The 13,856-nt window shown below is 71.5% G+C and carries 13 protein-coding genes; 4 read left to right on the top strand and 9 right to left on the bottom strand.

Going from position 1 to position 13,856, the window contains the following annotated elements; all coding sequences use genetic code 11:
* Positions 1-156 precede the first annotated feature (156 nt).
* Complete coding sequence (locus tag OVA15_RS01695) at positions 157-375, top strand: helix-turn-helix domain-containing protein (RefSeq protein ID WP_006215308.1); 219 nt, start codon at positions 157-159, stop codon at positions 373-375.
* Between the two features lie 4 nt (positions 376-379).
* Here the strand turns inward: OVA15_RS01695 and OVA15_RS01690 are convergent, their stop codons facing one another.
* Positions 380-922: a hypothetical protein gene (locus OVA15_RS01690; RefSeq protein WP_157796658.1), complete on the bottom strand. Its 543-nt coding sequence runs from the start codon at positions 920-922 to the stop codon at positions 380-382.
* A 596-nt stretch (positions 923-1,518) separates the two neighbouring features.
* Here OVA15_RS01690 and OVA15_RS01685 point away from each other — a divergent pair.
* Positions 1,519-1,833 carry a LysM peptidoglycan-binding domain-containing protein gene (locus OVA15_RS01685; protein ID WP_268142691.1) on the top strand — a complete coding sequence of 105 codons (315 nt, stop codon included), beginning with the start codon at positions 1,519-1,521 and terminating at the stop codon, positions 1,831-1,833.
* Between the two features lie 105 nt (positions 1,834-1,938).
* Positions 1,939-2,421 (top strand): Rv3235 family protein, encoded by a 483-nt coding sequence (locus tag OVA15_RS01680; RefSeq protein ID WP_268142689.1) that lies wholly within the window; start codon positions 1,939-1,941, stop codon positions 2,419-2,421.
* 107 nt (positions 2,422-2,528) lie between these two features.
* Here OVA15_RS01680 and secA read toward each other — a convergent pair whose 3' ends face one another.
* The 7 genes from secA to OVA15_RS01645 all read right to left on the bottom strand — a co-directional run bounded on the left by secA (position 2,529) and on the right by OVA15_RS01645 (position 12,840).
* The gene (secA, locus tag OVA15_RS01675; RefSeq protein WP_268142687.1) at positions 2,529-5,324 is read right to left on the bottom strand and encodes a preprotein translocase subunit SecA; all 2,796 of its coding nucleotides are present in this window, start codon (positions 5,322-5,324) and stop codon (positions 2,529-2,531) included.
* A 248-nt stretch (positions 5,325-5,572) separates the two neighbouring features.
* Positions 5,573-6,253 (bottom strand): ribosome hibernation-promoting factor, HPF/YfiA family, encoded by a 681-nt coding sequence (hpf, locus tag OVA15_RS01670; RefSeq protein WP_024290868.1) that lies wholly within the window; start codon positions 6,251-6,253, stop codon positions 5,573-5,575.
* Between the two features lie 139 nt (positions 6,254-6,392).
* On the bottom strand, positions 6,393-7,253 hold the full coding sequence (locus OVA15_RS01665) for a ComF family protein (RefSeq protein ID WP_268142684.1): 861 nt from the start codon (positions 7,251-7,253) through the stop codon (positions 6,393-6,395).
* A 118-nt stretch (positions 7,254-7,371) separates the two neighbouring features.
* Positions 7,372-9,111 (bottom strand): LpqB family beta-propeller domain-containing protein, encoded by a 1,740-nt coding sequence (locus OVA15_RS01660; RefSeq protein ID WP_268142682.1) that lies wholly within the window; start codon positions 9,109-9,111, stop codon positions 7,372-7,374.
* Entirely contained in the window at positions 9,108-11,543 is a 2,436-nt protein-coding gene (gene mtrB / locus OVA15_RS01655) for an MtrAB system histidine kinase MtrB (protein ID WP_268142680.1), read from the bottom strand. The genes OVA15_RS01660 and mtrB overlap by 4 nt, the downstream gene beginning before the upstream one ends.
* 23 nt (positions 11,544-11,566) lie before the next feature.
* Positions 11,567-12,253, bottom strand: coding sequence for an MtrAB system response regulator MtrA (gene mtrA / locus OVA15_RS01650; RefSeq protein WP_006215317.1), 687 nt, complete (start codon positions 12,251-12,253; stop codon positions 11,567-11,569).
* Between the two features lie 173 nt (positions 12,254-12,426).
* The gene (locus OVA15_RS01645) at positions 12,427-12,840 is read right to left on the bottom strand and encodes a hypothetical protein (protein ID WP_268142678.1); all 414 of its coding nucleotides are present in this window, start codon (positions 12,838-12,840) and stop codon (positions 12,427-12,429) included.
* A gap of 158 nt (positions 12,841-12,998) precedes the next feature.
* On the opposite strand from OVA15_RS01645, the gene OVA15_RS01640 reads away from it, so the two are divergent.
* Entirely contained in the window at positions 12,999-13,454 is a 456-nt protein-coding gene (locus tag OVA15_RS01640; RefSeq protein ID WP_268142676.1) for a hypothetical protein, read from the top strand.
* A 31-nt stretch (positions 13,455-13,485) separates the two neighbouring features.
* Here OVA15_RS01640 and OVA15_RS01635 read toward each other — a convergent pair whose 3' ends face one another.
* Positions 13,486-13,848 carry a chorismate mutase gene (locus OVA15_RS01635; RefSeq protein WP_006215319.1) on the bottom strand — a complete coding sequence of 121 codons (363 nt, stop codon included), beginning with the start codon at positions 13,846-13,848 and terminating at the stop codon, positions 13,486-13,488.
* Positions 13,849-13,856 lie beyond the last annotated feature (8 nt).

Below are 13,856 nucleotides of genomic sequence, written 5' to 3'. Positions count from 1 at the left end.
AACTGCATGCCTCTCCACGGCAGTGCGCATCATCCGGGGGCGAACCGCCTCAAGGCGGCTCATCCACAGCCTCTGCCCACGTCAGCGCACTGGATGGCACAATGTCCACGGCCGCAGCCGGCCTTGGCCCCGACCCCGGAATCTCAGGAGATCACCATGGCAGAGCCGCAGTTCCTCACCCTGGCCGATGTCGCCGACATTCTGGCGATCTCGGCCTCCCAGGCCCGGGCCATGGTCCGCTCGGGCGAGCTTCCGGCCATCCAGGTCGGCGGCCGCGGTCAATGGCGGGTCGAGAAGGCGCGCTTCGAGCAGTGGATCGAGAAGCGTCACCAGGAGACCGCCGAAGCCGTGCGCGCGGGCGCCTCCCTGGACTGAGGCCTCAGGCGCGCCCGGCCGCCGCAGCGTCCGAGACCACGCAGGCGATCGCCGAGAAGGGCACCGTCCGCATGGCGCGCACCGCCCGACGACGCCGGAACTCGTCATCCGGATGCATCGCCAGATCCAGGTGATCGCGCCCGGCCCGGTCGATCGTCCCCTCCAGCGCTGCCCCCGGCACGCCGTCGACCAGGATCACCCGCACCCCCGCCCTGGCCTGCGCCAGCGCCCGCACCGCCTGTCCCAGCCCGAGTCGGCTGCGGCGCTGCGGATCGCCGCGACGCCGATCCAGCCCCTCGACCCACAGCACCGACTCCAGCGGGATCAGCAGCTGGACCGCGGAGCCGTCGAGCATGACCCAGCCCATCCCGGCACCGGCCGCCTCGCCGCGCACCGACGAGCCCCCTCGCAGCCCCACATGGACCGCTGCGCCCTCGCAGCCCAGGAACCGGTCCTGCAGCAGCGCCTCCGCGGTCTCGGCGCGAGTCAGCTCGGCCGCCTCCCGCTCCACGTCCCGGAAGCGCTCGGCCGCCAGCTGCGCTTCCATGTCAGCGAACAGCTCATCCCAGCGCATCGGCTCCCCCGTCTCCCGAACGCCCCGCCCGCGGCAGGCCACTGCGACCAGCCGTGGACCGACCTGCCCGGAGTCTACGAAAGACATCCCTTCTCGGCACTTCATATTGAGAATCATCGTTGATTGACACCTGAGGCGCCCTACTGGAAGCTATAAGCATCAAAGGTCACCAGATGGCATCAAATGGCAGCATCCGAGAGGATCTGACGCTCCGGGCCTCCGGCTCGGGCGGGGTGCGCAGAGCAGGTGACCATGACGCCTGGAGGCAACCATGTCGGTGCAGTGCGCAGCCCGCTTCGCTCCCCCGCCGCCCGTCGAATCCACCGCCGGACTCAGCGCATCCGGCCGGTCTCACGGCTCGTCCGCCCGGCGCGGTCTGGGCACCGGGACCGTCCTGCTCCTGGCCGGCGGTGCCGCCGCGAGCGCCTGGGCGGCCCCCGCCTCCGCAGACGCGCAGGTCGAGGCCCCGGCACCTGACGAGCAGCGCGAGAGCGCCAGCGATCTGCCGGTCCAGAGCCCCCCGCACCGCGGTCGGCTCGCCGGTGAGCCCCTTGTGGAGCGCTGCGACGATGCCCGGCGCCCTCGACGCAGCACCCACCGGAGTCGCGACCGCAGAGTCCGCACCCATCGTGCATGCGTCTCCGCCGCAGACCTCGCCGGAGCGGATCCAGGACCGCCTGGCCCAGGCCACGCTGGTCCTGCGCAGCGGAGAGAGCCTGTGGTCGCTGACCGGTCAGCTGCTGGGGCCCGATGCCTCGGCGGCGGAGATCGCCCGGTCCTGGCCTCTGCTGTGGGAGGCCAACGCCGATCAGATCCGGGACCCGGATCAGGTGGCCGCCGGGACCGTCCTGCAGGTCCCGCCGCAGCTGCTGCCCGAGCAGTGAGACCGACCGGCCCGGCCCGCTCGAGACGCTGTCACCGGCCCGGCCCCGCCCCGCTGCCGTCTCTTCCACCCGCCCTTCCGTCCCTGACTGCCCCAGGAGTCCGCCATGCCCATCACCTCGCACCGCCCGCCGACCCCGCGCACCGGGGATCGCACCGCCGCACCAGGCACGGCCCGCCCGTACGTCTGGCGTCAGCAGCAGCGCACAGCTCCGCGACCGAGCGCACCTGGCACCGAGCGCGAGCGCGCCACGGCTCTGATCCGAGCCGTCGCCGTCGCTGCCGTCGAGGTCCTGGCCGGCGCCCGGCCCGCCAGGCAGCTCGCCCGCTGGGCCGAGCCGGAGATCGTGGATCGTCTTCATCGCCGAGCCGTCCTCCTGCAGAGGCGCAGAGCTCTGGAACCCGCTGAGGCGCCCGTGCACCGCGTGCATCAGCACTCGGAGGTCCGCAGCCAGCGCGTGTGCGCCGTGGACGCCGGAATCTACGAGGCAGCCCTGGTCATCTGCGACGACGCCCGCTCCCGCGCGGTCGTGGTGCGGGCCGAGCGGCAGGAGCAGGCCTGGCGCATCACGGTCCTGGAGGTCGGCTGAACCATCCCTGCGGGGCCGCCCGAGCACGGAAGAGGGGCCGGCGGAGGCACTCGCCTCCGCCCGGCCCCTCCGACCTGCCCGGACCGTCCCTCATGGGCGCAACGTCCTCAGTCCTCGGACGACGCCCGCTTCTTGGCCTCGCGCGCGGCCTTGGCCTCTGCGGCACGGCGCTCGGCGCGCGATCGCGGCTGGGCCGGGGCCTCGCCGCCGGAGGCCGCCGGATCCGAGACCGACGACGCGGTCGGAGCCGAGGCCTCTGCCGATCCCCGGGAGGAGGCCTCGGAGGACTTCGCGCCGCTGCGCTCGGTGCGCACCTGGGCGCGTCCGCTCTCGCTGGGTGCGGAGTACTGGAGGAACTTGGGCTGCTTCGGCAGCCCGGCCCCCAGCGGTCCGCCGCCGGCGTTGGCGCGCTGCGAGCTGAGATCCACCGAGAAGAGGTAGGTCACCGTCTCCTCGCGGATGCCGTCCATCAGGTTCTGGTACATGATGTGGCCCTCGCGCTGGTACTCGACCAGCGGATCGCGCTGAGCCATGGCGCGCAGCCCGATGCCGTCCTTGAGATAGTCCATCTCGTAGAGGTGCTCCGGCCACTTGCGGCCCAGCACGGAGAGCACCACTCGGCGCTCGAGGTTGCGCATGGCCTCGGAGCCGATCTGCTCCTCGCGCTCCTCGTAGACGACCTCGGCGTCCGAGACCAGCTGCTCCCGCAGGAACTCGGTGCTGAGCTTGTCGCGCCCGCCCGCTTCCTCGATCAGCTCGTCCTGGGAGACCGAGACCGGGTAGACCGTGCGCAGGGCCTCCCACAGCGCGTCAAGGTCCCAGTCCTCGGGGTGCCCCGAGCTGGTCTTCTCGACCACGATCGAGCCCACGACCTCCCGGAGGAACTGCTGCACCTGATCCTGGAGGTCGTGGCCCTCGAGGATCCGGCGGCGGTCGGCGTAGATCGCGGTGCGCTGGCGGTTCAGGACGTCGTCGTACTTCAGGACGTTCTTGCGCTGCTCGGCATTGCGGCCCTCGACCATGTTCTGCGCCGAGGCGATCGCCCGGGAGACGATCCGGAACTCCAGTGCGGTGTCCTCCGCGGCGTTGGCCATCAGGCGAGAGGCGCCGCCGGCGTTGAACAGGCGCATGAGGTCGTCGTTCAGGGACAGGTAGAAGCGCGACTCGCCGGGGTCGCCCTGACGGCCGGCGCGCCCGCGCAGCTGGTTGTCGATGCGACGGGACTCGTGGCGCTCCGTGCCCAGCACGTACAGCCCGCCGAGCTCTTTGACCGTCTCGTGCTCGTCGCCGATCTCCTGCTCCGCGGCCTCCAGGATCTCGGGCCACTTCTGCTCGTAGCCCTCCGGGTCCCGGTCCGGGTCCAGGCCGAGCTCCTTCATGCGCTCCATGGCGATGGCCTCGGCATTGCCGCCCAGGATGATGTCCGTGCCGCGACCGGCCATGTTGGTCGCCACCGTGACGGAGCCCTTGCGCCCGGCCTGGGCCACGATGGCGGCCTCGCGCTCGTTGTTCTTGGCGTTGAGGACCTCGTGCCGGATGCCCCGCTTGGACAGCAGCTTGGAGAGGTACTCGGACTTCTCCACCGACGTGGTACCCACCAGGATGGGCTGGCCCGTCTCATGGCGCTGCTCGATGTCCTGGACCACGGCCGCGAACTTCACGACCTCGTTCTTGTAGACCAGATCCTCCCGGTCCTCGCGGACCATGGGCCGGTTGGTCTCGATGGCCACCACGCCGAGCTCGTAGGTGTTCATGAACTCGGCCGCCTCGGTCTCGGCGGTGCCGGTCATGCCGCCGAGCTTGTCGTAGAGGCGGAAGTAGTTCTGCAGGGTGATGGTCGCCATGGTCTGGTTCTCGGGCTTGACCTTCACCTTCTCCTTGGCCTCGATCGCCTGGTGCTGGCCCTCGTTGTACCGACGGCCCTTCAGGATGCGTCCGGTGTGCTCGTCGACGATCTGGACCTCTCCCTTGACCACGACGTAGTCCTTGTCTCGGGCGAAGAGCTCCTTGGCCTTCAGGGCGTTGTTCAGGAAACCGATCAGCGGCGTGTTGGAGGTGTCGTAGAGGTTCTCGATGCCCAGCCAGTCCTCGACCTTGTCGATGCCGGGCTCCAGCACGGAGACCGTGCGCTTCTTCTCGTCGGCCTCGTAGTCCTCGTCCAGCTCCAGCCGCTCGACGAGCGAGGCGAAGACCGAGTACCAGCGGTTGGCCTCGCCGGAGGCCGGACCGGAGATGATCAGCGGGGTGCGGGCCTCGTCGATGAGGATCGAGTCGACCTCGTCGACGATCGCGAAGTTGTGCCCGCGCTGCACCAGCTCGTCTACCGACCAGGCCATGTTGTCGCGCAGGTAGTCGAAGCCGAACTCGTTGTTCGTGCCGTAGGTGATGTCCGCGGCGTACTGCTTGCGGCGGACATCCGGGGACTGGCCCGCCAGGATCGTGCCGGTCTCCATGCCCAGGAAGCGGTAGACGCGGCCCATCTGCTCCGCCTGGGAGGAGGCCAGGTAGTCGTTGACCGTGATGACGTGGACACCCTTGCCGGACAGCGCATTGAGGTAGGCGGGCGCGGTGGCCACCAGGGTCTTGCCCTCGCCGGTCTTCATCTCGGCGATGTTGCCCAGGTGCAGCGCGGCCCCGCCCATGAGCTGGACGTCGTAATGGCGCTTGCCCAGCACGCGGTGCGACGCCTCGCGGACCACGGCGAAGGCCTCCGGGAGCATGCGGTCCAGGGACTCGCCGTCCTCGAGGCGCTGGCGGAATGCGTCCGTCTCCGCACGCAGCTCGGCGTCGGTGAACTTTCTGAAGCCGTCCTCGAGCGTGTTGATCGCATCGGCATAGGACCGCAGGCGGCGCAGGACCTTCTTGTCGCCGGTCCGGAGCACCTTCTCCAGGATGGACGCCACTGGCACACGCTCCTTGATCGTGGGGGCTGCATCGCCGTGGTCGATCCGAGGCACGGCACGGGACCTCCCGCGACGAGCTCCCCGGTCCGAGGCCGTGGGGTCGGCCGGCGACTCAGGACAGTCTACGGCAGGGCGCATGAGCGCAGACGCGACCGGGAGTCCTCCGGTCGCGTCTGCGGTGCGCTGAGCGCGAAGTCCGCACGAGCGGCTTCCAGGCCGAGCCCGCGGCCCGGCGGGGGGGGTTCCGCTCAGCTGGCCTGGTAGGCCCTCTCCTCCACGGTCTCCGGCTCGGCGACGGAGGCGCTGAGGGAGATCACACCGTATTCCCAGCCCTTTCGGCGGTAGGCCACGGAGGGCTCGTCCGTGGCCGAGTCGATGTAGAGGAAGAAGTCGTGCCCGACGAGCTCCATGCGGTCGATGGCCTGGTCCGCGCTCATCCGCTCTGCCGGAAAGCTCTTGCGGCGGATCTCGACGGGCGGGACGTCCTCGCTCAGCGCGTACTCGGTGTCGAAGGCCTCGGACTCCGCCGCCGAGAGCTCCTCCGGGGACGCGTAGGGGCGGTCGCTGATCGGCAGGACCGGAAGGGCGGCGGTGGCCTCGTGGACGGCGGTGGGGCGGTGGTTGCCGCGGTGGATCTTGCGGCGATCGCGCGCGCGGCGCAGCTGCTCGATGAGCTTGGCGTAGGCGGAGTCGAAGGCCGCCTGCTTGTCATCGCCGCGGGCCTCGGCGCGCACCACGGGTCCGCGGCCGATGACGGTGGCCTCGACACGCATGCCGTCGTGGCCGGGCTGGGGGTTCTCCTTGAGGACCTTGATCTCGATCCGCTGGACCTTGTCGCCCAGCTCCTCGAACCTCGTCACCTTGGTCTCGACGTATTCGCGGAAGCGATCGGAGATGGTGACGTTCCGGCCCTGGATGGTGAGTTCCATGATGTCCTCCCAGTCAGCGGACCGGCTCCCGCAGGACGGGGGACAGTCCGTGGTAGACCCTGCGGAGGCCGACGAGGGCGACCCCCACCCGGGACGAGGGGTCCCGGTAACAGGATATTACCCGGCTCACACCTGCGATTCATCCACCGGCCTCCGGAGATTCGCGCGCCGACCTTGCGGTCTGCGCTGAGGGCGCGCCCACCGCGCCCAGCACGACGGCGCCCCGCACCTCGATGCCGCCCGCCTCGAGCCGGCGCGCCGCCCGGCGCAGTGTGGAGCCCGTGGTGAGGACGTCGTCGACGAGCACCGCCGAGACCGGCACCGGCGAGCGCAGCCGCCGCCCCGGGCGCTGCAGCACGAACGGGTCCTCGGCACGTGCTCGTCCGGCGGCGTCGCGGGTCTTCTGCGACCCCGTCCACGGCGCGGGCCCGAGGTGCAGAGCGGCCCCTGCCGTGCGCGATCGGTGGGCGAGCCACGGCTCGATCCGCGCGCCTGCCGGCAGCAGGCCCTCGCGCCCCGCCCTTGCCAGCAGCTCGCCCACCGGATCGGACCACCGGCGCCGCAGCGCTCGAGCGGACGTGGGGATCGGCACGAGGACCTGATCCGCAGAGTCCTCCCCGAGCCCGGCGCGCACGGCGCGAGCGAGGACCGGTGCGAGCACGGGAAGCAGATCGGACCGCCCGCCGTCCTTGAAGGCCATCAGGCACACCGCCAGCTCGAACTCGTACGACCCAGCGGCCACGACCGGCAGCCCGCCGAGCTGAGCGGCGCCGGTCTCCACCCGGCGCGGTCGCGAGCAGCTTCGGTGCAGCAGGCGACGACAGGGACGGCACACCGACTCCCCCGGCTCCCGGCACACCGCGCACTGGACCGGCACGAGAGGCTCGATCCCTCGAAGGGCGACCTGGCCCGCCCGGGCCAGGCGCAGCTCCAGGGACTTCCCAGAGGCCGCGCTGCTGCTGCGCCCGGACCGGGCTCGACGACTCACGGGCTGGCTCACGGCGGCAGGATCTCTGATCGGCAGAGGACCCGGACCGCCTTCGTGGCGCCCCGCGACTCCCGCGGCCCGCGCAGCGGAGGCGAAACGGCCTGTGGAGCCCGGACGACCCGGCGGCGGCTCAGCCGGCGTAGGCGACGTCCGAGACCTCGTCGGTCTGCGGCGACCAGGCCTCGCCGGTGAGCAGGCGCAGCTCGCCGTCGCTCTCCACGTAGATCTCGCCGTCGCCGTCGCCGCCGGCGATGTTCTGCACGCCGTCGACCACGGTCGGCAGGCTGCGGTGGCGACCCGAGACGTCATAGACCTCCGGCGTGCTGCTGGAGTCCCGCTCGGCTGCCACGACGAAGGCCGAATCGCTGATCCAGGCGGCGTAGGCCGGAGGCTCGACGGCGTCCAGATCCACCAGCTGCGGGTCGTTGAGCCGCACGGGCTCGCCATCGCCGCGGCGGATGATGCCGGCCAACAGGATCCGGGAGTCGTCGCCCTCGTCGGTGAGGATGAGGGCACGGGTGCCTCCGCGGGAGACTCGCAGGCTGGCGATCGGGACGCCCTCCAGCGAATCCGCCTGCACCTGCAGGGCCGGGCGGCCGGGCTCGTCGATGCTCGCGGTGCTGATCGCTCCCTCGTCGTCGGCGGTCCAGGCCCAGCCGTGCTGATCCACGGACGGATCCGTGAGCCCGGAGCCGCTGACGCGGTCCACCGGCCGGGGAGCGGCCGAGGAAAACGTCACCATGGTCTCGGCGTCGTCGGCCAGCGCCGCGAACTGATCCATCTCCCGGCTCATGGCCGGCGCGGCGGGCGAGCGCCCCTCGAGGGCATCAGCGAGCTCGGGCACCGGGCTGATCTGCCCGCCCTGGTGGAACACGAGCTCCTCGTCGCGCAGGGCGATCTGTCGCCCGGGCACGGAGGCGACGGTGGAAGGCAGGTCGGCGGCCTCATCGGGTGCCAGCTCCACGACGGAGTCGTTGACGGACATCGCGACGCTGTCGACCGACTCGAGGTCCTGGAGCGTGAGCATGATCTGCCCGTAGATGCCCTGCGTGGTCTCCAGATCAGCGGTGCTGAAGTCCGGGATGGTCATCTCGACCGAGGCCTCCCCGTCCTGGATGGGCACCGTGGAGCCCTCTGCGAGCTCGGCTCCCTCCGGGATGTGGGAGCGCACGGCACCGTCCAGGTAGGGAGCCGGGCCGTTGATCAGCGCGCGCATCAGCTGCGTGGAGACCACGGGCCGATCCGGGAACCAGCGGGGGTCCGGCACGGCGTATTCGCCGCCCGGCTCCATGAAGTACAGGTTGTAGGGCTGATAGACGTCGTCCAGGTTCGTGGCCGGGATGAGCACGGCGTCCGGGGCCGAGGAGATGCGCCATTCGCCGTCGACCTGGGTGAGCTCGAGATCGAACTCATCGGTCGAGCCGGGCTCCTGCCGGTTCATGATCCCGTTGATGTCGATCTGGGCGCGGGTGTCCACGCTCACGCGGACCTGGTCGTCCTCGAGCCCCTGCTGGATCCCCGCCTCTCCGGAGAACACATAGGTCTGCTGCCCGGGGCGCCAGCTGTCGGCCAGCTCCGGAGCCAGGTACCGGCGAGCCGCGGCGTAGTCCTCCGCGGCGCCCTGTCCGGCTGCCAGGAAGTCGGTCACGATCTGCTCGGGACTCGCCCCGGGGGCAGGAGCAGCGAACTCCGGCTCGGCGGACTCGGTGGTCGAGGACGTTGGCGGCTCGGCCACGTGCACGGGACCGGACGTGGGGATCGACGCGCAGCCGCCCAGCACCAGGGAGCCGACGACGCCCATGGACAGCGCCAGGCGAGCGCGCGAGCCGCGCGCACCTGCTGCCCGCGGATCGGGGATGTCCTGGCTCATGACGAGCTCCTTCCATCGGCGTCGTCGTCATGGGGGCCCTCCGGATCGGCCGGCTCGGAGCCGCGGCGCTCGGGATCGGGCAGCTGCTCCGGCAGCTCGCGGAAGGCCGGGAGCTCGCCGGTGTCATCCGGGAACAGGTCCTCGTAGGACTCGTCCAGGTCGTCCTCCTCGAAGTAGGCGGGCGGCTGATCGGGAGCCGGAGCATCGCGGAAGGCCGTGCCGCCGATCTGCTCATCAGGCAGAGGGGCGCTGCGTCCGCCGTCGAGCGCGCCGCTGCGCATGCCTGAGCCGTCGCCGTGCCCGCCTGTCGGATCGCTCGGCGCGCCGGAGGCCTCGGACCCCACGGGCGTGAAGCGCGGGCCGCCCTCCGAGCGACCGGCCGCCGAGGCCCCCACGAACGTCCCGCCGATCGACTCGTGCGCCGCCCCCGAAGGCGCCGGTCCGGAAGCCTGCGCCCCGTCCTGCTCCGGAGTCCGGGACGCCTCGGGAGCGGTCTGCTCCTCCTCGTCCTCGGCCTCATCGGCCGCGCGACGGATCTGCGCGAGCTGCAGCTGCCCGGTGGAGCGCGAGACCACCGAGTCCTGGTCCAGCGGGATGACGACCATGGTCCCGGTGTCCGTCACCACGCCGACGACCGGCATGGACTCCGGATCCGGCGGCAGCTCGACGGGCGGCTCGTCGTCCTCGGACAGCGGGCGCGACTGCAGCAGCGGCAGGGACAGCCGGAAGCAGGCGCCCTGTCCGGGCGAGCCCCAGGCGTCGAGCCAGCCGCCGTGCAGACGAGTGTCCTCGGCGGCGATCGACAGCCCCAGCCCCGTGCCGCCCGTGGTGCGGGCGCGCGCCGGGTCCGCACGCCAGAAGCGGTCGAAGACCTTGGCCGTCTGCTCCTCGGTGAGCCCGATGCCGTGATCGCGCACCGCCACGGACACCGCGGTGCCCGAGGCGCGCACGACGATGTCGATCGGGCGGCCCTCGCCGTGCTCGATCGCGTTGACCACCAGGTTGCGCAGGATCCGCTCGATGCGGCGCTGATCCATCTGCACCAGGATCCGCTGGCGGTCGGCGTGCACGCGGATCACCGTGTCGGCATTGGCGGCCAGGGGGGCGGCGGTCTCGAGCACCCCGGTGATCTGCTGGATGATGTTGACCCCGGTGATCTCCAGGCGCGCCGCACCGGCGTCGAAGCGGGAGATCTCGAGCAGGTCGGCGAGCAGGACGTCGAAGCGGTCGACCTGGTGGTACAGCAGCTCCGCGGAGCGCCGGTTGACGGGGTCGAAGTCGTCGCGCGCATTGTGCAGGACCTCGGCGGCCATGCGGACCGTGGTCAGCGGCGTGCGCAGCTCGTGGGAGACGTCCGAGACGAAGGTCTGCTGCATGGACGAGAGCTGCTCGAGGCGGGTGATCTGATCCGCGAGGTTGTCGGCCATGCGGTTGAACGATCGGCCCAGCCGGGCGACCTCGTGCGAGCCGTGGACCTCCATGCGGGCATCGAGGTTGCCGTCGGCCAGCGACTCGGAGGACCGGGCCGTGTAGGTCACCGGGCGCACGATCTCGCGGGTCACGTACCAGACCACTCCCGAGACCAGCAGCGCCTGGACCAGCGTGGCCAGAACCAGCACCGCGTGCATGGCATCCAGGGTGCGCTGGGGCTGGGAGAAGTCGTGGACGAAGTAGAGCCCGTACGGCGAGCCCTGCCTCGGCTCCACGACCTGGCCGACGATCACGACGGGCACGGAGGGTCCGTTCTCGTCGATCTGCGCCGAGCCGGACTGCCAGTACATGCCCTCGTCCACGCCCACGCTGTCGGCGACCTCCTCCTGCAGCTCCGCCGGGATGGTCTGCTCGCCCAGCCACGGCTTCTCCGACTGGGGCGGGAGCGAGTCGTCGCCGCTGTCGTCCTCGTCGTGCAGCGGCAGCAGCACCCAGCGGCTGCGCGCCCGGTCGCTGCCGGAGTCCAGCCCGCTCAGGGTGGAGGACACGAGGGTCTGCAGCTGCGCCTGGTCGCCGCCCTCGGAGGCATCGAAGCTGGCCTGCACGCTGCGGTAGTCGGCCTCGGACTGGCTCAGCGCCTGGCCCAGGGTGTCGTTGAACAGCCGCTCGGAGATCTGGTGCGAGAGGAAGCTGCCCGTGACCAGGAAGACGATCAGCGCCCCGACCAGCGCGATCGACACGGCACGGAACTGCAGGGAGTGCCGCCAGCGCCGCAGCACCAGCCGAAGGCGCAGGCGCGCCCCGCCGATGGGTCCGCGGTACCGGCGCCGCCGCCTGCGTGCGGCGCGGGGGTCGGTATGGACGACCGTCTCCTGTCCGGGGACATCGACGACTCCCACAGGAAGCGTGGGTCCCGCCGAGCCCGCCACGGACTCGTCGTCCGGGCGCGCGCCGGCGACCGCGGACGAGCCGTGGGCGCCGGTGGAGGAGGGGTCGGTCATGACGAGGGGGTTCTGGGAGGTTCTCAGCGGTGCTCGTGCCCGGCCCGGTAGCCGACGCCGCGCACGGTGACGATGATCTGCGGGTTCTCGGGGTCGCGCTCGACCTTGGAGCGCAACCGCTGGACGTGGACGTTGACCAGGCGGGTGTCGGCGGCGTTGTGGTAGCCCCACACCTGGCGCAGCAGCATGTCGCGGGTGAAGACCTGCTCGGGCGAGCGCGCCAGGGTAGCCAGCAGCTCGAACTCGAGCGGGGTCAGGGCGATCTCCTCCTGTCCGCGCAGCACGCGGTGGCCGGTGATGTCCACGGTGACGTCGCCGACCACGAGCTCGGTCGAGGTGGCGCGCGAGCCCGGGCGCAGCCGCGCCTTCACGCGGGCCAGCAGCTCGGCGGGCTTGAAGGGCTTGGGGATGTAGTCGTCGGCCCCGGCCTCCAGGCCGCGCACGACGTCGTCGGTGTCCGACTTGGCGGTCAGCATCACGATCGAGGTGTCCGAGAACTCCCGGATCTCGCCGCAGATCTGGATGCCGTCCTTGCCGGGCAGCATCAGATCGAGCAGCACCACATCCGGCTCGGCCTGGCGGAAGGCCTCCACGGCCTCGGCTCCGTCGGCGCAGAAGATCGTCTCGTAGTCCTCGGCGTTGAGGATGATGCCGATCATCTCCGCCAGTGCTGCGTCATCATCCACCACGAGGATCTTTGCCTTGGCCACCGGATCGCCTCTCTGCTTCGCGACATCTGCCCGGATCCCTGCGGCAGCGCGGCGTGCTGGTCGTGCGAGGGTGGGCTCCCGTCCATCATGTCAGCTCTGCCGCCCGCAGGCGGGCACCCCAGCCGCGGAAGCGTGGCCGATGCGGATCCGCCCGACGACGCGCCCGCTCGAGCTCACGCCTCCCGGGCGGTGTCCTCGAGCCCTCGGGCGATGTCCGCGACGCGGCCGAGCACGGACTGCAGCCGGTCGGGGGCCAGCTCCTCGAGCCCTGGGCCGACCGCGACCATCAGCCGCGACAGCTCCTTCAACGGCATGCCGACCTCGCTGATCGGCCGGACGATCGCCTCGACCTCGCGCGAGGTCGACGACGGCCGGGACAGGCCCTCGACCAGGTGCGGCAGCAGCAGGCACAGGTCCGTGCCCGAGTCCTGGATCTCGGCCAGCGACTCCCAGTCGCGAGCGCTGGGACCGGGGGCGGACACCACGATCCGGTCCGCGCCGACCCCCAGGGCCCGCGCCGGCTCCAGGCCCTCCGGAAGCTGCAGCTCGACGCTGAGCGCCCCGGCGGACCGCGCGGCTTCGACCACGCGCTCGAGCCCTCGCGGACCTCCGACCACGGCACGGCCCGCAGGGTCTGATAGCCGCTGGCGGTGGGGATCCGACCCTCGAGCACGCGCAGCAGCTCGGGCTCGGCCAGGCGCACGACGATCCCCCGCGGGCCGATCGACTGGCGCAGCGCTGAGAGGTGCTCGCCGAGGCCGTCTGCCAGCGAGTCGACCAGGTCCCGGCGAGCGCCGTGATCGCGCAGCACTCGCTCGCCGCCGTGCAGGTGCAGACGGGCGGCCAGGGCGGTCGGGCCCAGCAGCTGCGTGGTGACCGGCTCCAGGTCGCCGTCGGACTCGGCGCCGATGACATCGGCCAGCACATTGAGGTCGCTGGCCAGCAGGGATCGGGCGGCCCGGGATTCCTTGGAGTCGTGGCGCTGCAGGCGCCAGCCGTGCGGCTGCAGGTCGCACCACAGCTCGGTGAGCACGGCGACCGTGCGCGGCAGGTCATCGGCCACGTCCGAGCGCTGGGGCAGCGGCAGCAGCCCGCTGCGATGCGGCGCCCGAGCTCGCCGCGCATGACCGTGAAGGCCTCCACCGCGCTGGTGCCGGGCAGTCCGCCCACGACCGTGGCGCGCGTGCGCGTCGGCTCCTGAGGCAGGACGGCCGTCTCGGAGGATCGTGCGCTCACCGCTCGGTTCCCGCGCGGTGCTCCTCCGCGATGCGCTCGTGATGGCGGATGACCTCGCTGATGATGAAGCTGAGGATCTTCTGCGCGAACTCCGGATCCAGCTCGGCGTCCTGGGCCAGACGGCGCAGCCGCTCGATCTGCTGGGACTCGCGCTCGGGGTCCCCTGCCGGAAGGTCGTTGGCCGCCTTGAGCTCTCCCACGCGCTGGGTGGCCTTGAAGCGCTCGGCCAGGACGTTGACGAGCACGGCGTCGAGGTTGTCGATGGTGCCGCGCATGGCCCGCAGCTGGGCGAGGACCTCTTCGGTGCCGAGGGACTCGGCCGGGCGCGGGGCGCTGGCGGTCTGATCGTCGGAGCTCATGGTCTCGA

It is taken from the genome of Kocuria sp. SL71 (assembly GCF_026672465.1).
Lineage (GTDB): Bacteria > Actinomycetota > Actinomycetes > Actinomycetales > Micrococcaceae > Kocuria > Kocuria palustris.
Note: the sequence above shows the minus strand (reverse complement) of the source record. Positions and strands in the feature narration are given on the sequence as shown.

Excerpts from the sequence above, each read along its gene's own strand:
- OVA15_RS01685 (WP_268142691.1), top strand. The coding sequence starts at position 1,519 with ATGCCCGGCGCCCTCGACGCAGCACCCACCGGAGTCGCGACCGCAGAG.
- OVA15_RS01660 (WP_268142682.1), bottom strand. The coding sequence starts at position 9,111 with ATGAGCCAGGACATCCCCGATCCGCGGGCAGCAGGTGCGCGCGGCTCG.
- mtrB (WP_268142680.1), bottom strand. The coding sequence starts at position 11,543 with ATGACCGACCCCTCCTCCACCGGCGCCCACGGCTCGTCCGCGGTCGCC.
- OVA15_RS01680 (WP_268142689.1), top strand. The coding sequence starts at position 1,939 with ATGCCCATCACCTCGCACCGCCCGCCGACCCCGCGCACCGGGGATCGC.
- OVA15_RS01695 (WP_006215308.1), top strand. The coding sequence starts at position 157 with ATGGCAGAGCCGCAGTTCCTCACCCTGGCCGATGTCGCCGACATTCTG.
- OVA15_RS01690 (WP_157796658.1), bottom strand. The coding sequence starts at position 922 with ATGGAAGCGCAGCTGGCGGCCGAGCGCTTCCGGGACGTGGAGCGGGAG.
- OVA15_RS01635 (WP_006215319.1), bottom strand. The coding sequence starts at position 13,848 with ATGAGCTCCGACGATCAGACCGCCAGCGCCCCGCGCCCGGCCGAGTCC.
- hpf (WP_024290868.1), bottom strand. The coding sequence starts at position 6,253 with ATGGAACTCACCATCCAGGGCCGGAACGTCACCATCTCCGATCGCTTC.